The organism is Hongsoonwoonella zoysiae, from assembly GCF_013266695.1.
Taxonomy (GTDB): Bacteria; Pseudomonadota; Alphaproteobacteria; order Rhizobiales; family Stappiaceae; genus Hongsoonwoonella; species Hongsoonwoonella zoysiae.
This window is the reverse complement of the sequence record NZ_JABRXF010000001.1, coordinates 1159675-1177308: the sequence shown is the minus strand read 5'-3', so window position 1 is coordinate 1177308 and position 17634 is coordinate 1159675. Positions and strand designations below refer to the sequence as shown.

Below are 17634 nucleotides of genomic sequence, written 5' to 3'. Positions count from 1 at the left end.
TTAGTCGCGCGGGTCGTCCACGCGCGCGAGCAGCACGAGACCAAGCGTGAAGAAGGCGAGGATGACGGATATCCCCGCCGCCTGGCTGCCGGTCACACCCGTGACCACGCTGACCGAAAAGGGCGCAAGGAAGCTGGTGATCTTGCCCGACAGCGCGAAGAGACCGAAGTGCCGGGTCATTTCGCCGGGCGGCGCGAGATGCACGAGAAGCGTGCGCGAGGCCGCCTGAAGCGGGCCGGCGGCGGCTCCCAGAAACCCGCCAAGCACGAGAAAGACCACCTCCGGAGCCGAGGAAAACAGCCCGCCGGAATTGGGCGCCGTATCCACCACGAAGAACACCGTTTCACGATCGACCGAGACAAGGCCGAGCCCGCAGACGATTAGGATCAGGAGCGCTCCGGAAATCACCGTCTTCGGCCCGAGCAGATCATCCAGCCTGCCGCCGGCGACGGCCCCGATTGTGCCGGTGATGGTGAGCAGGATGCCGAAGGTGCCGATTTCGATCGTGCTCCAGCCGAGCGCGCCGGCGGCGTAAATACCGCCGAAGGCGAAAAGCGCCACCAGCCCGTCCTTGTAGATCATGTTGGCGATGAGAAAGATCAGCATCGGTTTGTGAGCGCGCGCCTTCAGGAAGGTGCCCTTCAAATCCGCAAGGCCGGCCCGGACGGCGGGCGCAAGCGCTGAGCGCTTCGCCACATCCGGCGTGAACAGAAACAACGGCGCAATGAAGACGAGATACCAGATCGCAGAAAACGGCCCGGAGGCGCGATCTCCCGCACCCGTTGACGGATCGAGGCCCAGGATCGGCACGAATCCCAGAAGCGTGCGGCCCGTTTCCGGGTTCGCGGCCATAAAGCCGAGCGCGATGACAAGAGAGACGAGCCCTCCGGCATAGCCCAGCGCCCAGCCTGAGCCGGACAGCCGCCCGAGCCTGCTTCTGGGTACAAGATCCGGCATCATCGCATTCGTGAAGACGGTTGCGAATTCAACGCCGAGTGTCGCGACCGCAAAGCCGATGAGGGCGAGCGGCACCGCGTATGGCGAGCCGGGCTCCGCCCGCCACAGCATCAGGCAACCGATGACGAGCGGCACCGAAAAAGCCGCAATCCACGGTTTCCTGGCCCCCGTCCTGTCGGCAATGGCGCCGAGCACCGGAGCGAGAAACGCGATGCACAGCCCGGCGGCCGCCGTCGCGTAGCCCCAGAGCGTCTGGCCTTCAGCGGGTGTTGCCGCGAGTGCCGAGGCGAAGAACGGGCCGAAGACGAAAGTCGTCACCAGGGTGTGGACGGGCTGCGAGGCCCAGTCGAACAGAAGCCAGCCGCCGACGGCCTTGCGGTCGGCCATCGGGCCGCCTTCCACCCTGGCAACACTCATCAGCGCGTGAGCTCGGCGAACAGGCTGGCCGCGACGGAGAACTTGGAGACGGTCAGTTCCCCGTCCATAATCTCTCCGGCAGCCCGCGACGTGCGTTTGACGCGCAACTCGTTGGCTTCCAGCCAGTTTTCAAGGCCACCCGCTTCAAGGGCATCCAGGGTCAGGCGGCGCTGCGCGATGTCAAGCGTCGCCCGCGCCCGGTCGAGCGCAAGCCCGTCGTAATAATCGCGAAGGTCCATGGAGCGCGCCTGCTGGTCCATCGCGCCGAGGCGGAAGTGTCCGGCGACATCGAAGTAGGTGCGCGCGACATCCTCGAGATCGCGCCCCGATTCCTCCGAGATCAGGACGATATCGGGGATCGCCGCTTCGCCAGGCAGACGGGCGATCCTGTCCGCCAGTTGCGGCGGCACACCTCCGTCGGTCAGGCGCATGACCTCCGCCTGCAGCCGCTCCACCATGCCGACGGGGGCGATCTCGGCGAATTTCGCCGCCAGGCCGACGATACCGGGCCGGAAACGGTTGACGATCGCTTCGATACCGTCGGCGAAGGAGACGTTGCGCAGGAACCAGACGGACTGACCGAGGACAAGGTTTTGTACCGCGGAATAAAGTTCGAGCTGAAGATCGCCCGCGATCTTATTGTCGAGCGCGTCGATCTCGGTGTTCAGGTCCGTCAGCCCGAAGGCGTCGCGAACGGCGGCGAAAGCCTGCGCTATCTGCGGCGCCTCCACCCCGGTCTGGTCGGAAATGCGGGTCAGATAGGTCGGCCCGCCACGGTTGATCATGGAATTGGCGAGCATGGTCGCGATGATCTCCCGGCGCAGACGGTGGCCCGAAAGCTCTTGCGAATAGTCTTCGCGCATGGCCTCTGGGAAATAGCGGAAAAGCTCCTTGCCGAGGTAACTGTCATCGGGAACCGAACTTGCCAGCAGATCGTCGAAGAGCAGGATCTTGGCATAGGCGAGCAGGATGCCGATTTCCGCGCGCGTAAGCGTCAGTCCCGCTTTTTCCATGGCGCGAATCTGATTGTCGTCGGGCAGTTCCTCAACCTCGCGGTTGAGGTGGCCCGCCGCCTCCAGCCGCTGCATCATGCGCGCCTGATAGCCGAAATCCTCAAGTCCGCGCCGCTCTGCAAGCGAAAGCGCAAGCGTCTGCAGGTAATTGTTGCGCAGGACCAGCGAGGCGACATCATCCGTCATGTCGGCAAGCAGGCGGTTTCGGTCGTAGATGTCGAGCTTGCCGGAACGCACCGCCGCGCCCAGCGCGATCTTGATGTTGACCTCCATGTCGGAGGAATTCACGCCGGCCGAATTGTCGATGGCGTCCGAATTGCAGCGTCCGCCCTTGCGGTGAAACTCGATGCGCGCCTTCTGCGTCATGCCGAGGTTGGCGCCCTCGCCCACGACCTTCGCCCCCAGTTGCGCCGCCGTCACGCGGATCGGGTCGTTGGCGCGGTCGCCCGCATCCGCATCCGTCTCCTCGCTTGAGCGCACATAGGTGCCGATGCCGCCGAACCAGAAGAGATCGACCTTCATCTTCAAGATCGCGTTCATGACCTCCTGCGGTGTCGCCTTCGTCTTTTCCAGGCCGAGAAGCTCCTGCATCTGCTTCGACAGCGGGATCGACTTGGCCGCGCGCGAGAAGATGCCGCCGCCTTCGGAAATCAGCGCCGCGTCATAGTCGTTCCAGGACGACCGGCCGAGATCGAACACGCGCTTGCGTTCGTTCCAGGAGGTTTCCGGGTCCGGGTTCGGATCGATGAAGATGTCGCGATGGTCGAAAGCGGCGACAAGCCTGATCGCCTTGGACAAAAGCATACCGTTGCCGAAGACGTCGCCCGACATGTCGCCCACGCCAGCGACCGTGAAGGGCTCCGTCTGGATGTCGCGGTCCATTTCGCGGAAATGGCGCTTCACCGCCTCCCAGGCGCCCCGCGCGGTAATGCCCATCTTCTTGTGGTCGTACCCGGCGGAACCGCCCGAAGCGAAAGCGTCGCCCAGCCAGAAATTGCGGTCGGACGAAATCTCGTTTGCGGTGTCGGAGAAGGTTGCCGTGCCCTTGTCCGCGGCAACGACCAGATAGGGGTCGTCGTCGTCGTGGCGCACGACAAGTTCCGGCGGCCAGACCGTGTCGCCATCCAGGTTGTCGGTCACGTCGAGCAATGAGGAGATGAAGATCTTGTAGGCTTCCGTGCCTTCCGCGAAAATTTCCTCTCGCGAACCGCCCGCGGGCAGCCATTTGGGCACGAAACCACCCTTCGCGCCCACGGGCACGATGACGGCATTCTTCACCTGCTGCGCCTTTACGAGGCCCAGAATTTCGGTGCGGAAGTCCTGCGGGCGGTCAGACCAGCGCAAGCCGCCGCGCGAGACCTTGCCGAAGCGCAGATGCACGCCTTCCACGCGCGGCGAATAGACGAAGATTTCGCGGAACGGCCTCGGCTCGGGCAGTTCCTCCAGCCGGCGCGGATCGAGCTTGAAGGCGAAGGTCGGCTTCGGCTGTCCATGTACGTCGAGCTGGTAGAAATTCGTTCGCAGCATCGCGTCGATGACGTTCTGGAAGCGGCGCAGGATGCGGTCGTCGTCAAGGCTTTCCACCTGGTCGAAAGCCGCCGTCAGTTCCTGTTCCAGACGCGCCGCACCCAACGAACGGTCTCCGTCATCATGTGCCGGGTCGAAGCGGATGTGGAAAAGCTCGACAAGCTGGCGCGTGATGTCCGCATAGCGGTTCAGCGTGCCCCACATATAGTCTTCCGAAAAGCGGATGCCGGCCTGACGCAGATAGCGCGACAGCGCCCGCAGCATGGCGATGTCGCGCCACGCAAGGCCCGCCGACAGCACGAGCGCGTTGTAGCCGTCCGATTCCGCGCGGTTTTGCCAGATTGCGATGAAAAGCGCCTCCAGCCGCTCGCGCTCGTCGTTGCTGAGCTTGATATCGCTGCCCGTGGCGCGCTCCAGCGTTTTCTCGTGCAGATAGGCGAGCGGTCGGTCCGCGGGCGTTATGCGGTAGGTCCGTTCGTTGATGACGCGAAAACCCATGTTTTCCAGGATCGGAACGCGCGCGGAAAGCGGAATCGGCTTTTCGTGATGGAAGACCTTCAGCGTCAGCCTGTTGGGTGCGTCGTCCGGCCTGCGGGTAAAGCGGATCGATGTGTCGCGCCGCTTGGAAAGCTTCTCGATGACGCGAATGTCCTCGATCGCGGTTTCGGCGGAGAAGACCTCCTTGTAGCCTTCCTGAAAGGCATCGGCATAGCGGCGCGCTTCCTCGAGCGCGCGGTTGCCGCCATAGGCGGTGCGCAGCACCTCTTTCAGATCGTCCGCCCAGGTGCGCACGATTTCCGAGACCGCCTGCTCCAGCTCGTCCTGGTCCGGGTTCGGCGTTTCGCCCTCATAGCGGCCGACGATGAAATGCACGCGCGCGAGCGGGCCTTCCGGATAGGTGACGTACCAGGCGGACAGGCGCCCGTCGAAGACATCCGCCAGATAATGCCCGATCTTCAGGCGCATTTCCGTCGAATAACGGTCGCGCGGGACGAAGCAGAGGATCGACACGTAGCGGTCGAACCGATCCCGGCGGGCCAGCACGCGAATGCGCGGGCGCTCCTCGAGCTGCAGGATCGCCATGGAGAACTGATAGAAAAGGTCGGGATCGATCTGGAAAAGCTCATCGCGGGGATAGCCTTCCATGATGTTCATGAGCGCGCGGCCCGAATGGCTTTCCGGCTCGTAGCCTGCGCGCGTAAAGACGCTGTCGACCTTGCGCCTCAAATAGGGAATTGAGCGCGTTGACAGCGTATAGGCGGTTGCCGTGAAGAGGCCGACGATCCTGAGTTCGCCGCAAAGTTCGCCGGCATCGTCGAAAAGCTTCACGCCGACATAGTCCATGTGCACGCGCCGGTGCACCCGGCTCTTCACATTGGCCTTGGCGATGATGAGCGGTTCCGGCTTCATCAGGAATTCGCGGATTTCCGGCGTCATCACCACGAATTCGGACCCGCGCCTGAGAACGCGCACATCCGGGTCCTTCAAAAGGCCGAGGCCCGTGCCTTCCTTGTGGGAAAGCTCGCCGCGCTGCGCGCCCCCCTCGAAATGGTATTCGCGCATGCCGAGCAGGATGAAGTTGTCGGCCTCCATCCACTCCAGGAACTGCACGGCCTCCGCCAGATCGTCGGCGGCGAAGGGCGGCGGGCTTTCCTTGTAGGTCGAGATCGCCCGCTGCAGGCGCCCGCGCATGTCGCTCCAGTCCGTTACCGCGCGGCGAACATCGTTCATCACCCCGTCCAGCCGGTCCATAAGGCCACCGCGCTCGATCTCGGCATCGATGCGCGCGACATGGATATGGATGAGGCTTTCCTTGCGGACGTTCTTTTTCTCCTTGCCGGTGAACTTGCCGTGGCAAGCGATCAGCCTGCCTTCCTCGTCACGTTCGACCATCAGGATCGGATGCAGAACAAGGCGAACTTCCAACCCGCTGTCCTGCAGCTCCGCCATGACGGAATCCACCAGGAACGGCATGTTGTCGTTGACGACCTCGACGACCGTGACGTCGCCCGCGCGCACGCCGTCGGCCCGGAATGCGGGGTTATAGACGTTTACCCGGTGCGTGCCGACGGGGTGGTTCGCCATATCCTTCCACGCCTCACGGGCGAAGGCGGCAAGCTCGTCCCTGGTGTAGGTAACGAGGTCTTCGGCGGCCCCCCGCTCGAACAGCGCCTTCGCGAAGGGTGCAAGTTCGGCTTCCAGTGCGCCGACCACGCCCTCGATCAGACGGTTTTTCGCATTGTCCTTGGCTTCGGGCATAACTCCCCCCGACTTATGATTGTCGATTGTCGTTCGGCTGCGGCTAACGGTCGGCTGATCGCAAGGTCCGTCCGATTCGGACACTCCACGCCCGCCAGGCTCCATGCTAGCCTGACCGACAGAAACGGCAATGACGGAAATGATTTAATCCGCATAAGGATCGCATCATGACGGAAAATGAACGGATCACCGCGCTTGATCTCGGCGATGGCTCGCCGCAAAGCCCGGAAACCGCCGCCTATTTCGCGAAATGCGAGGAAAAACTCGGCCTCGTGCCGAACGTATTGAGGGCTTATGCCTTCGACGACGGGAAGCTGCGCGCCTTCACGCAGATGTATAATGACCTGATGCTGGGCGACAGCGGACTTTCCAAGCTGGAACGGGAGATGATCGCCGTCGCCGTTTCCTCGGTAAATCACTGCTTTTATTGCCTGACTGCGCATGGCGCGGCCGTACGCCAGCTTTCGGGCGATCCGAAGCTCGGCGAACTGATGGTCATGAACTACCGGGTCGCCGACCTCACGCCCCGCCACCGTGCCATGCTCGATTTCGCGGTGAAGCTGACGAAGGAGCCGGAAGCGATCCTGGAGGCCGACCGCGAAGCCCTGCGCAAGGCCGGCTTCTCCGACCGAGACATATGGGACATCGCCTCGGTCGCCGCCTTCTTCAACATGTCGAACCGTGTCGCATCCGCGGTCGACATGCAGCCGAACGACGAATATCACGGCATGGCCCGATAGGAACTGCCGGCAAATTTCTTCGGCACGATGACAAGGCACCGCAGTTTGGTGTAGAAGAAGCGCCGCCGCGGGCGAATTGTCCGCACGAATGCCCGCCCGCGCTTTGGTTGCGCCGATGCGGCGGGCGCAAACCTCTTCAATTCGGAGACGGGAGCAATGGTCGCGAAGATTTTCATTGACGGTGAAGCCGGCACAACGGGTTTGCAGATCCGCGAGCGCCTTGCCCGTCGCCGCGACATGGACCTCGTCTCGATTCCCGCCGACAAGCGCAAGGACGTCGAAACGCGCAAGGCGCTTTTGAACGAGGCTGATGTCGCCATTCTCTGCCTGCCGGACGATGCAGCGCGCGAAAGCGTCTCGCTCATCGAAAACGACACCACAAGGGTGATCGACGCCTCGACCGCCCATCGCGTGGCGCAAGGCTGGGACTATGGCTTCGCCGAGATGGACCGGGACCATGGCGCGCGCATCGCCGCCTCGAAGCGCGTGGCGAACCCGGGCTGCTATCCGCAAGGGGTGATCGCCTTCCTGCGCCCTCTGGTGGGTGCCGGCCTCGTACCGGAAAGCCTGCCGGTCACCGTCAACGCGATTTCCGGTTACTCGGGCGGCGGGCGCTCCATGATCGAGGCATACGAGAATGGCGAAGGCGGAAATGCGCCCTTCATGCCCTATGCGCTCGGCCTCAACCACAAGCATTTGCCGGAAATGCAGCTTTATTCGAAGCTCGAAAAGACGCCGCTTTTCCAGCCGGCGGTCGGCGACTATGCGCAAGGCATGGTGACCTTCGTACCGCTGCAGCTCGAGACCCTGCCGAAGGTGCCGAGGGGGGCGGAGCTTCACGCGGCCGTCGCCGACCATTATGCGTCGATCACCAACAGCTTCGTCGACGTCGCGCCTTACGAGGTGGTGGACAAGCTGCCGGATCTCGACCCGCAGACCTTCAACGGCACAAATCGCATGCACCTGCATGTCTTCGCCAACGACAAGCGCGCGCAGGCGCTGCTGGTCGCCGTTTACGACAATCTGGGCAAGGGCGCTTCGGGTGCCGCCGTCCAGAACCTGAACCTGATGCTTGGCGTCGACGGTTCGACGAGCCTCGCCGCCTGACGTTGCGCTGAAAACCCAAGGAGAACTGTCCGTGGAAAAATTCACCACGCTCACCGGGGTCGCGGCCCCCATGCCGATCGTCAATGTCGATACCGACATGATCATCCCCAAGCAGTTCCTGAAGACGATCAAGCGCACCGGCCTCGGCACGGCGCTGTTTCACGAGATGCGCACCCATGAGGACGGCTCGGAGAACACCGAATTCGTGCTCAACCAGCCGGCCTACCGCAATGCGCAGATCCTGGTCGCGGGCGACAATTTCGGCTGCGGATCGAGCCGCGAACACGCCCCGTGGGCGTTGCTCGACTACGGCATCCGCTGCGTGATCTCCACCTCCTTCGCGGACATCTTTTACAACAACTGCTTCAAGAACGGCATCCTGCCGATCGTCGTTTCCCAGGAAGAACTCGACAAGCTGATGGACGACGCGCGCCGCGGCGCGAACGCGACGCTCACCGTCGACCTGGAAGCGCAGGAGATCAAGGGGCCGGACGGCGGCGTCATCACCTTCGATATCGACCCGCACCGCAAGCACTGCCTGCTGAACGGGCTCGACGATATCGGCCTGACGATGGAAAAGGCCCCTTCGATCGACAGCTTCGAGAGCAAGCTGGGCGAAGCGCGCCCCTGGGTCTGAGACAGGCCGACGCAAATTCTACGAAAATATTCGAAGGCCGGGGCATTTCCCCGGCCTTTGTTTATCTCACCCGGCAAGCTCCGCCATTTTCACGGCAGCTTGATCGGCCGTGTCGAGACATTTCGCTTCTTCGTTCGTATCTGTAGATTAACTGAACAAACAGTACGGAAACCCATGACGAGCGCCCAAGCGATCACCAGCCTGACGCCCTATATCCCCTGGACCGACGCGAGGGGACGGCTTTCGCCTTTCAAGCTTTTCGTTTTTCTTGGCATTCTTCTTCCCGGTCTCCTGCTCGCCTACGGGCTTCTCGCCGGAACACTCGGCTCGAAACCTGTCGAGGCGGCCATCCACGAAACGGGCGACTGGGCGATCCGTTACCTGTTCCTGTCACTCTCCATCACGCCGCTCAGGCGTATCGCAAGCTGGCCGAAGCTCATCCAGGTCCGGCGAATGCTGGGTCTTGCCGCCCTAGGTTATGCCCTCCTGCATCTGACGTTTTATGCAGCCGACGAGGCCTGGGACCTGCAGAAGGTGGCAAGCGAGATCGTACTGCGCATCTATCTCACCATCGGCTTTACCGCTCTTTTCATGATGGCCCTTCTGGGCGCGACGTCGACAGACGGCGCGATCCGCAAGATGGGGGCGAACTGGAACCGGCTGCACAAGGTTGCCTACGCCATCGCCATTCTCGCCGGCCTCCACTTCTTCATGCAGTCGAAATCCGACGTCACGGAGGCCACCTTGATGAGCGGCTTCTTCGTGCTCCTGATGGGATATCGTATCGCCCACAGGCTGAAGTTCGACATCGCTTCGCCGCTCACGCTCGCAGTTGTCGCCGCCCTTTCCGGTCTCGCCACGGCGGGCCTGGAGTATGCCTGGTATGCGATAGCGACCGGCATTCCGGCCGAGCGGGTGCTCGCCGCAAACCTCGATTTCAGCTACTCGATCCGCCCTGCATGGTGGGTGGCCTTCACGGGCTTCGCGGTCACTGCCCTCCCGATCCTGGTCTTCCTGAGGGACCGGCTTTTCAAGAGTTCGGGCCCGCGGGTTTCATCGGCGCGAACCTGAGACCCCGCGGCTTGCCTTCCGGCAGGCCAACGCAACGCCTGTGCGCGCTGCTCAATCGGCGAGCGGACGTTTCGATTTCCGATAGGCACTGGCTTCCCGCTCGATCTGGTCAAGCACGTTGCCCACGCGCGAAAGTGCGCGCGTCGTCTTTTGAAAGCGCGTCACATGCGCTTCGAACAGCGACGCCGCGATTTCGGGGAACTCCTGCAACATGCGCTTGAAAAGCGCGCGGCGGATGCGAATGAGTTCGACATCGCCGGAGGCGACCGCCCGCGCCGGGCGCCGCGTTTCCACCAGAAGCGCCAGTTCGCCGATCAGTGTGCCCGATCCGAAGGTGCCAAGGTGCTCCCGCTCGTCCTGCCCGCGCTCAAGGCTGACTTCGCCGGTCGCGATGACGTATCCCCCGTCCGCGCGCTCGCCTTCTCGAAAAATCACCTGGCCATCGCGGTATGTCAGGTTCTCCGCCGAAAACGCAAGCAGCCGCAACTGATCGTCCGGAAAGTCGGCGAGCAGCGGCACCTGGCGCAATAGGTTCATGTCGCGGGCGAGACTCATGCCCTGAGATTTAGCAGAGACGCAAGGCCGCACAAAGGGTTAATGCCGCATGGGCCGGTTTCATTCGCATCGGAATGAACGGGATCGCGGGCGATCTCCCAATGCGCACGGCGTTATGATGAAGGATGGAGCAGCGAGCCTTCAGGCGTCCACCAATCGCAAATGCCGCTTTTTCTCGAAAACCTTCAGCACCTGCGCCAGTTCCGATCCGCGCTTCAGGATCGCGCCGCCCGCGCCGATGACCGCGTAGGCGCCCTGCCGGCGAGCGTTTTTCGGAACCTTTTCGATGCGGAAAAGCGGCATTTCCGACGTGCGCCGGAATACGGAGAAAACGGCCTTTTCCTTCATGTGGTCGATGGCATAATCGCGCCACTCGCCACTTGCCACCATCCTGCCGTAAAGCCTCAGGATCTGGTCGAGTTCGCGTCGGTGAAACGCCACGAGGGGAACGGCGCGCTGTGCGGGCGGGGCGGAGCGTTGCACCGGCGAGTATCCGGCCTCGACCGATGCCGGCGCTCCGCCGGATAGCGCATCTTCATCGAATTCGCTCATGGCGCCTCCTGTCGCATAATCGACATCTTGCGCCCAGCCGCCGCGCGGATGCAAGAGGCGGGCGAAAATGCCCGACGAAAGTTGACCGAGAAAGATACGGATTATTCATATTTTCGCCCCAATCCGGCCCTTACCGCGCCATCTTGACCTTCGATAAAAGAGAAGTTGCCTCAGAGAACCGATCTTCGAGGAGACTTCGGAACGCACTAGCCCCCCAGCCCCCCGGGGTCGCGAGAAGATCGGGAATTGATCCGGTTACGGTTCAATCCCGCAAGGTAACCCGAAGGGCCGGCTGTCAAGCCGGCCCTCTCCTTTTTCAGCACCCGTTCACGATTCCCGTTTCTCCCGGCGATTTTTCGCCGAGAATTCACAGGCCGTTCTTCCGTAGAACGTTCAAGCGGGCTATGCTTTTGGCATGAGTACGGATCTCATCGCCACGCGGCCGGCAAGGCCGATCGATGCCGAAACACTGTCCACCATCCATCTGGAAGCGTGGCGCGGAGCTTATCGCGGCCTTCTTTCCGGCGTCGACCTTGAGCGGATGATCTCCCGGCGCGGCCCCCGGTGGTGGCGCGGAGCGCTGTCACGCGGCGTGTTGATCCAGGTGCTGGAAGTTGCCGGGAAGACCGTTGGCTATGCCACATACGGGCGCTCGCGCATGCGTGAACTGCCCTTCGAGGGCGAGATTTACGAGCTTTACATCCTGCCCGAATACCAGGGCCTCGGTTTCGGCACCAAGCTTTTTCAGGCGACGCGCCGCGCACTCGTTCGCATGCGCCTGTCCGGCGCCACGGTCCGCGTGCTTTCCGAAAACGAGGCCGCCATGCGGTTTTATCGTTCGCTCGGCGGTCAGCTTCTGATGAACAGCCAGGAGCAGGTGGCCGGCACCTCTGTGGAGCTTTCCGTCTTCGGCTGGTTCGCCGACAGCGACGCATCATAAACTATTGTAATATATAATTTTTCACCTTCCGCCGACCATACGGCAGCACGGCCTGTCCATCTAGTTATATCGTTGCAGCGCACAATTCGCGGCTTGCCATCGGCGGTCCGCCTTGCCATACAGCGCGCAAAACAAATTCAGGAGCCTGAACGACCATGCGTATCGATGCTGTGCCGATCGGCAAGAACCCGCCCGAGGACATCAACGTGATCGTCGAAGTGCCGGTGGGCGGCGAGCCGATCAAATACGAAATGGACAAGGAGGCGGGCGCCATGTACGTCGACCGCTTTCTGTATACGCCGATGCGCTATCCCGGCAATTACGGCTTCATTCCGCACACGCTTTGCGGCGATGGCGACCCGCTCGACGTGGTGGTCGTGAACCAGCGGCCGATCGTTCCCGGCGCCATCATCAACTGCCGCCCGATCGGCGTGCTCTTCATGGAGGACGAGGCGGGAATGGACGAAAAGCTGCTTGCCGTTCCCTCGACCAAGATCACCCGGCGCTACGAAAGCGTCAATCACTATGAGGATTTACCGAAAATCACGCTCGACCAGGTGCAGCACTTCTTTGAGCATTACAAGGACCTGGAGGCCGGCAAATGGGTCAAGATCGTCGGTTGGGGCGGCCCGGACGACGCCAAGCGGATCATCATGGAATCGATCGAGCGCGAAAACGACAAGGCAAAATAAGAAAAAAACAGCAGAATTTGCACAGGGCGGCTCCGGTCGCCCTTTTTTATTGGCAAGCCGGCGAGCGATTATTGCGAGAATTTGTGTTTTCCACCCACGCCCCTGGATATAAACTATCGTATAGTAAGTCATATCGACCCACGCCACTCCTCCTCCCGTACGACCGTGCGTGGACGTCGCTTTTTTGCGGATTTCGACAACATCCAATCCGGAGGCGAAGCCATGCTGAAGTTCGATGCGCAAACGGCCCGGATTCTGGATGACGCCTATCAGGGCTCGGACATCGTCAAGCGGCGCATGGCGAATTTCGATGCGCTGGACATCAGGGCGGGCGACCGTGTCCTCGACATCGGTTGCGGCACCGGCCTCATGACGCTGGAGCTTTCCCGCGCCGTCGGCGAAAAAGGCCGCGTGATCGCCATCGACCCGAGTGCGGAGATGCGTGAATATGCGACTTCGCGCTGTTCGGTGCGTGAAAACATCGAAATCCACGAAGGGTCGGCAAACGACCTGCCCCTTGCCGGTGAAAGCGTCGACAAGGCGGTCGCCGTTCAGGTGTTCGAATATGTGGAGGATATTCCCGGCGCGCTCAGGGAAATCAACAGGGTGCTTGGCCGCGACGGGCGGCTCGTCATCGGCGACATGCATTGGGACACGATGGCCATGTTTACCGACGACCGGCCGCGCATGGGCCTGATGCGCTCCATCTGGGACCGTCACATGGTGGAGCGGCGGGTACCGGCGATCCTGCCAGCCATGATGGAAGACGCAGGCTTTCTCGTGGAAGAAATCAGGCCCCTGACATATGTCGACCGGACGCTGAGGCCGGACGGGCTCGCGCACATGATGATCGTTCTCATGAAAAATTACACGGTCCAGAAGGAACTTCTCGACCCGGCGATCGTCGAGGCCTGGGCCGACGAGCAGTTCGAACTGGCACGCACCGGCCGCTTCTTCTTCACCATCTCACATTTCGTGGTTGCGGCAACAAAGCGGTAGTGAAAATTTTCATCCCCATCTTGCGGGGCCGGGCAATTCCAAGCATTGTCCCGCCTGCCCGGCGCGCCTGAAAGTTTCATCCAGTCTTTTTCCCATTTTCCGGGAGCGATTTCCCGTGTCTTCCTCCGTTTCACGCGTGCGCGCCACGCTCATCGGCCTTACCGCCGTCCTCATGTGGTCGACGCTCGGCCTCTTTGGCGCGGCCTCCGGCAACGTACCGCCGTTTCTTCTGAACGCGCTTTGCTTCGGCATCTCCGGCATCGCGGCAACCGTCTGGCTGGCGCTTCGTCCGGGCGGGCTTGCCGCGTTTCGCCAGCCGCTGAAGGTCTGGGCGTTCGGCACCGCCGGCCTTTTCGGCTTCCACTTTTTTTACTTCACCGCGATCCGCAATGCCCCGCCGGTCGACGCCAATCTCATCAACTACACATGGCCGCTTCTGATCGTCGTCTTTTCAGCCCTCCTGCCGGGGGAAAGATTGCGCGTTCATCACATCATCGGCACGCTGCTCGGCCTTGGTGGGGCGGCGCTGCTGGTGACGAAGGGCAAGGGCCTTTCGCTCGATCCGGCCTATGCACTCGGCTATCTCGCCGCCATCTGCTCTTGCCTCTTCTGGTCGAGCTATTCCGTCCTGTCGCGCAGGCTGGGCGCGGTGCCTACTCAAGCCGTTGCCGGGTTCTGCCTGTCGACATCCGCCCTTTCCGTTGCCGCGCATCTGGTGTTGGAGGAAACCGTCTTGCCGGCAAACGCGGCTGAATGGGCTGCCGTCCTCGGCCTTGCCGCCTTTCCGGTTGGCCTTGCCTTTTTCGCCTGGGACATCGGTGTGAAGCGCGGCGACATCCAGGTGCTGGGCGCGGGCGCCTATGCCGCGCCGCTTCTTTCGACACTGCTTCTGATCGCGTTCGGATTTGGCGACTTTAACGCCGTCATCGGGCTTGCTTGCCTGATGATTACGCTCGGCGCCGTCATCGCGGCGAAGGACATGTTCTTCCGCCGCCGCTCCGCCGAACGGACAGTGGCCGGCGCGCCTGTGGGGGAATAGTCTCGAGGCACGCTATACCCGCCCGAGACAGGAGAGGGACGATGACAAACGTGACCGACTTCCGCCCCCGCCGCAGCGTTCTCTACATGCCGGGTTCCAACGCCCGCGCGCTGGAAAAGGCCAGGACGCTCGATGCCGACACCCTCATCCTCGACCTTGAGGATGCCGTGGCGCCCGATGCGAAGGAAGCCGCGCGCGATGCGGTTGCGGCTGCCGTCAAATCGGGCGGATACGGACACCGTGAACTTGTCATCCGCATCAACGCTGCCGATACGCCCTGGGGCGCGGCGGACCTTGAGGCGGCAATAGAGGCCCGGCCCGACGCGATCCTTATTCCAAAAGTGTCGGTCTCGGCCGATATCGAGCGCATCGCCGACCGGGTAAACGCCGGCCACGCCCCGGCGAGGGTCAAGCTCTGGGCAATGATGGAAACACCGCTTGCCATGCTGAATGCGCGCGATATCGCCGCTGCCGCCCGCAACCCAGAAACGCGGCTTGCCTGCTTCGTGATGGGCACCAACGACCTTGCCAAGGAAACGCGGGCGCGCATCCTGCCGGGCCGCGCGCCGATGATGCCCTGGCTGATGGCTTGCGTGGCGGCAGCACGTGCCTATGGCCTCGACATCGTCGACGGCGTCTATAATGATTTCAACGACGAAAGCGGCTTTGCCGCCGAATGCCTGGAGGGCGCGGAAATCGGCATGGACGGCAAGACGCTGATCCACCCGAAGCAGATCGGGCCGGCCAATGTCGCCTTTTCGCCCTCTGACGAGGAAGTGAACCGGGCGCGCAAGATAATCGCGGAATTCGACAAGCCCGAAAATGCGCGCAAAGGCGCAATCCAGGTGGACGGGAAAATGGTGGAGCGCCTGCACGCGGATATGGGCCGGCGTACCGTAGCGCTTGCCGAAGCGATCGCGGCGCGCGCATAAAGACTTTCGACATAACCTGCGTGAATCGGACCCGCCATGAAGCTCTACCGCATCATCACCGGCAAGGACGACAGCGAATTCTGCCACCGCATTTCGGCGGCGCTCGACAAGGGGTGGGAGCTTCACGGCTCGCCGTCGCTTACCTTCGACAGCGTGCGCGGCGTAACCATCTGCGGCCAGGCGGTCGTCAAGGAAGTCAACGGCAAGACCTATTCGCCGGACATGAAGCTCGGCGAACAATAAGCCTGCACGCCGGTCATCCCTTCTCCTGATCCAGCGAATGGCGCTGGATCAGCGGCAACTGGAACAGCGTGAAGGCAACGGTGATCGGCATGATGCCGAACACCTTGAAGGAAACCCAGAAATCGGTCGAAAACGAACGCCACACGAATTCGTTCAGCGCGGCGAGCACGAAGAAGAACACGCCCCAGCGGAAAGTGAGCTTTCGCCAGCCGTCGTCGTCCAGATGGAACACGCTGTCGAAGACGTAGCCGAGCAAAGACTTTTTGAAGAAAAGTCCGCCGAGCAGTATCGAACCGAAAAGCAAGTTCACGATCGTCGGCTTCAGCTTGATGAAAAGCTCGTCATGCAGCCAAAGCGTCAGCGCGCCGAAGACGAGTACCACCACGCCGGAAACGACCGGCATGACGGGCAGGCGCTTCGTCAGGACATAGGAAACGAAGAGAGAGGCCGTGATCGCCACCATGAAGACGGCGGTGGCGATGAAGATCGGGCCGCCGAGTTCGCCGAGTGCGGGGAACATTTCTGCCAGCATTTCGCCCCGCGCATTGGCGAAGAAGAACAAAACCAGCGGCCCCAGTTCCAGAACCAGCTTCGGAAACGGCGCGAGTTCGCGGCGGTCGGCTGCGTTGGGCTCGTGTTCAAATTCCATTTGGCGCAAATCCGTTCCTTGCAATCCTGTCTCTTCAAGGGAGTCTTGGCGGCAGAAATTGGCACCGGTTGGGCATCATCCCGCCAAACCGGCAATCGCCTTCGCAAAATCTTCCGCCTTGAAGGGTTCGAGATCGTCGACGCCCTCGCCGACCCCGATGAAATGCACCGGCATGCGGTGCTTTGCCGATATGGCGACGAGTATGCCGCCACGCGCCGTTCCGTCCAGCTTCGTCATGACGAGACCCGAGACCCCCGCCGTCCGGCCGAAGATTTCCACCTGGTTCATGGCGTTCTGGCCCGTGGTGGCGTCGAGTGTCAAAAGCACCGTATGAGGCGCGCTCTCGTCGTGCTTCTTGATGACGCGCACGACCTTTTCAAGCTCGGCCATCAGCTCCGCCCGATTCTGCAGGCGGCCCGCCGTATCGATCAGCAGCACGTCCATCGCCTTTTCGCGCGCTTCCTTCATAGCGTCGAAGACGAGGCCCGCCGCATCCGCACCGGTATCGCGCGCGATAACGTCCGCCCCCGTGCGCTCGCCCCAGATCTTGAGCTGCTCCACGGCGGCGGCGCGGAAGGTGTCGCCGGCGGCCAGCATCACGCGCCTGCCTTCGGCCGCGAATTTCGCCGAAAGCTTGCCGATTGTGGTCGTCTTGCCCGTGCCGTTGACCCCGACGACGAGAATGACATGCGGCTTCAGCGATGCGTCGATCTCAAGCGGCTTCGCCACCGGCTCCAGCACGCTTTTCACCTCTTCAGCCAGAATGCGGCGCACCTCTTCTTCGGAAATTTCCTTGTCGTAGCGTCCGTCGGCCAGCCGTTCGGTGATGTTCATCGCCGTTTCAACGCCAAGGTCCGCCTGGATCAGGATGTCTTCCAGTTCCTCCAACGTATCGGCGTCGAGCTTGCGCTTGGTGAAAATCGCCGAAATGCCGCCGGTCAGCGCGGAGGATGAGCGCGACAGCCCGTCGCGCAGCTTCGAAAACCAGCTTTTCTTTTCTTTCGCCGGCTTCGGCTGGACAGTGGACGAGGGTTCAGGTTGCGCCGTCACCGGCTCCGGTTCGAAGGTTTCAAGTGTGGTTTCCGCCGGCTCCTCTTCGCCAACTTCGGCATCGGGCGCGGCTTCCGCCTCGGCTTCTTTAACCTCCGGTTCGGCAGCGCTGCCGGCTTGCCTTTCTTCGGATATATCCGCAGCCGCTTCCGCTTCGCTTGCGCGGCTTTCCTCGGAAGGCGTGCCTTCGGGCGCCGCCTCGTCCTTCGCGCCGAATAAACGGCCGAGGAATCCGCGTTTCTTTTCGCTCATGAA

General features: G+C 62.2%; 16 protein-coding genes. 10 read left to right on the top strand and 6 right to left on the bottom strand.

Annotation, left to right across the window (positions count from 1 at the left end; all coding sequences use genetic code 11):
- Both HPQ64_RS05535 and HPQ64_RS05530 read right to left on the bottom strand, forming a co-directional pair.
- Nucleotides 1-1374 carry an MFS transporter gene (locus HPQ64_RS05535; RefSeq protein ID WP_172887337.1) on the bottom strand — a complete coding sequence of 458 codons (1374 nt, stop codon included), beginning with the start codon at nt 1372-1374 and terminating at the stop codon, nt 1-3.
- Nucleotides 1374-6173 (bottom strand): NAD-glutamate dehydrogenase, encoded by a 4800-nt coding sequence (locus HPQ64_RS05530; protein ID WP_172887336.1) that lies wholly within the window; start codon nt 6171-6173, stop codon nt 1374-1376. Before HPQ64_RS05530 ends, HPQ64_RS05535 begins: the two co-directional genes overlap by 1 nt.
- Before the next feature lie 167 nt (nt 6174-6340).
- On the opposite strand from HPQ64_RS05530, the gene HPQ64_RS05525 reads away from it, so the two are divergent.
- The 4 genes from HPQ64_RS05525 to HPQ64_RS05510 all read left to right on the top strand — a co-directional run bounded on the left by HPQ64_RS05525 (nt 6341) and on the right by HPQ64_RS05510 (nt 9728).
- Nucleotides 6341-6913 (top strand): peroxidase-related enzyme, encoded by a 573-nt coding sequence (locus HPQ64_RS05525; RefSeq protein WP_172887335.1) that lies wholly within the window; start codon nt 6341-6343, stop codon nt 6911-6913.
- 156 nt (nt 6914-7069) lie between these two features.
- Entirely contained in the window at nt 7070-8020 is a 951-nt protein-coding gene (gene argC / locus HPQ64_RS05520) for an N-acetyl-gamma-glutamyl-phosphate reductase (RefSeq protein WP_172887334.1), read from the top strand.
- A 31-nt stretch (nt 8021-8051) separates the two neighbouring features.
- Nucleotides 8052-8657: a 3-isopropylmalate dehydratase small subunit gene (gene leuD / locus HPQ64_RS05515; protein WP_172887333.1), complete on the top strand. Its 606-nt coding sequence runs from the start codon at nt 8052-8054 to the stop codon at nt 8655-8657.
- 174 nt (nt 8658-8831) lie between these two features.
- The gene (locus HPQ64_RS05510) at nt 8832-9728 is read left to right on the top strand and encodes a protein-methionine-sulfoxide reductase heme-binding subunit MsrQ (protein WP_172887332.1); all 897 of its coding nucleotides are present in this window, start codon (nt 8832-8834) and stop codon (nt 9726-9728) included.
- 51 nt (nt 9729-9779) lie between these two features.
- Here the strand turns inward: HPQ64_RS05510 and HPQ64_RS05505 are convergent, their stop codons facing one another.
- Entirely contained in the window at nt 9780-10283 is a 504-nt protein-coding gene (locus tag HPQ64_RS05505; RefSeq protein ID WP_172887331.1) for a cyclic nucleotide-binding domain-containing protein, read from the bottom strand.
- A 141-nt stretch (nt 10284-10424) separates the two neighbouring features.
- Nucleotides 10425-10835: a DUF2794 domain-containing protein gene (locus tag HPQ64_RS05500; RefSeq protein WP_172887330.1), complete on the bottom strand. Its 411-nt coding sequence runs from the start codon at nt 10833-10835 to the stop codon at nt 10425-10427.
- A 415-nt stretch (nt 10836-11250) separates the two neighbouring features.
- On the opposite strand from HPQ64_RS05500, the gene HPQ64_RS05495 reads away from it, so the two are divergent.
- The 6 genes from HPQ64_RS05495 (at nt 11251) to HPQ64_RS05470 (ending at nt 15680) form a co-directional block, all read left to right on the top strand.
- Nucleotides 11251-11775, top strand: coding sequence for a GNAT family N-acetyltransferase (locus HPQ64_RS05495; protein ID WP_172887329.1), 525 nt, complete (start codon nt 11251-11253; stop codon nt 11773-11775).
- Nucleotides 11776-11930: 155 nt separating this feature from the next.
- Nucleotides 11931-12467: an inorganic diphosphatase gene (gene ppa, locus HPQ64_RS05490; protein WP_172887328.1), complete on the top strand. Its 537-nt coding sequence runs from the start codon at nt 11931-11933 to the stop codon at nt 12465-12467.
- A 222-nt stretch (nt 12468-12689) separates the two neighbouring features.
- Nucleotides 12690-13466 carry a methyltransferase domain-containing protein gene (locus HPQ64_RS05485; protein ID WP_172887327.1) on the top strand — a complete coding sequence of 259 codons (777 nt, stop codon included), beginning with the start codon at nt 12690-12692 and terminating at the stop codon, nt 13464-13466.
- A gap of 115 nt (nt 13467-13581) precedes the next feature.
- Nucleotides 13582-14505, top strand: coding sequence for an aromatic amino acid exporter YddG (gene yddG, locus HPQ64_RS05480; RefSeq protein ID WP_172887326.1), 924 nt, complete (start codon nt 13582-13584; stop codon nt 14503-14505).
- Between the two features lie 41 nt (nt 14506-14546).
- Entirely contained in the window at nt 14547-15437 is an 891-nt protein-coding gene (locus tag HPQ64_RS05475; protein WP_172887325.1) for an HpcH/HpaI aldolase/citrate lyase family protein, read from the top strand.
- Nucleotides 15438-15473: 36 nt separating this feature from the next.
- Nucleotides 15474-15680 carry a DUF1737 domain-containing protein gene (locus HPQ64_RS05470; protein WP_172887324.1) on the top strand — a complete coding sequence of 69 codons (207 nt, stop codon included), beginning with the start codon at nt 15474-15476 and terminating at the stop codon, nt 15678-15680.
- A gap of 13 nt (nt 15681-15693) precedes the next feature.
- Here the strand turns inward: HPQ64_RS05470 and HPQ64_RS05465 are convergent, their stop codons facing one another.
- Both HPQ64_RS05465 and ftsY read right to left on the bottom strand, forming a co-directional pair.
- Nucleotides 15694-16329 (bottom strand): septation protein A, encoded by a 636-nt coding sequence (locus tag HPQ64_RS05465; RefSeq protein WP_172887323.1) that lies wholly within the window; start codon nt 16327-16329, stop codon nt 15694-15696.
- A 75-nt stretch (nt 16330-16404) separates the two neighbouring features.
- Nucleotides 16405-17631 (bottom strand): signal recognition particle-docking protein FtsY, encoded by a 1227-nt coding sequence (gene ftsY / locus HPQ64_RS05460; protein ID WP_172887322.1) that lies wholly within the window; start codon nt 17629-17631, stop codon nt 16405-16407.
- Nucleotides 17632-17634: the final 3 nt, after the last annotated feature.

Coding starts and splice junctions, on each gene's coding strand:
- HPQ64_RS05535 (WP_172887337.1), bottom strand. CDS start 1,374: ATGAGTGTTGCCAGGGTGGAAGGCGGCCCGATGGCCGACCGCAAGGCC.
- HPQ64_RS05530 (WP_172887336.1), bottom strand. CDS start 6,173: ATGCCCGAAGCCAAGGACAATGCGAAAAACCGTCTGATCGAGGGCGTG.
- HPQ64_RS05525 (WP_172887335.1), top strand. CDS start 6,341: ATGACGGAAAATGAACGGATCACCGCGCTTGATCTCGGCGATGGCTCG.
- argC (WP_172887334.1), top strand. CDS start 7,070: ATGGTCGCGAAGATTTTCATTGACGGTGAAGCCGGCACAACGGGTTTG.
- HPQ64_RS05510 (WP_172887332.1), top strand. CDS start 8,832: ATGACGAGCGCCCAAGCGATCACCAGCCTGACGCCCTATATCCCCTGG.
- HPQ64_RS05505 (WP_172887331.1), bottom strand. CDS start 10,283: ATGAGTCTCGCCCGCGACATGAACCTATTGCGCCAGGTGCCGCTGCTC.
- HPQ64_RS05500 (WP_172887330.1), bottom strand. CDS start 10,835: ATGAGCGAATTCGATGAAGATGCGCTATCCGGCGGAGCGCCGGCATCG.
- HPQ64_RS05495 (WP_172887329.1), top strand. CDS start 11,251: ATGAGTACGGATCTCATCGCCACGCGGCCGGCAAGGCCGATCGATGCC.
- ppa (WP_172887328.1), top strand. CDS start 11,931: ATGCGTATCGATGCTGTGCCGATCGGCAAGAACCCGCCCGAGGACATC.
- HPQ64_RS05485 (WP_172887327.1), top strand. CDS start 12,690: ATGCTGAAGTTCGATGCGCAAACGGCCCGGATTCTGGATGACGCCTAT.
- HPQ64_RS05475 (WP_172887325.1), top strand. CDS start 14,547: ATGACAAACGTGACCGACTTCCGCCCCCGCCGCAGCGTTCTCTACATG.
- HPQ64_RS05470 (WP_172887324.1), top strand. CDS start 15,474: ATGAAGCTCTACCGCATCATCACCGGCAAGGACGACAGCGAATTCTGC.
- HPQ64_RS05465 (WP_172887323.1), bottom strand. CDS start 16,329: ATGGAATTTGAACACGAGCCCAACGCAGCCGACCGCCGCGAACTCGCG.
- ftsY (WP_172887322.1), bottom strand. CDS start 17,631: ATGAGCGAAAAGAAACGCGGATTCCTCGGCCGTTTATTCGGCGCGAAG.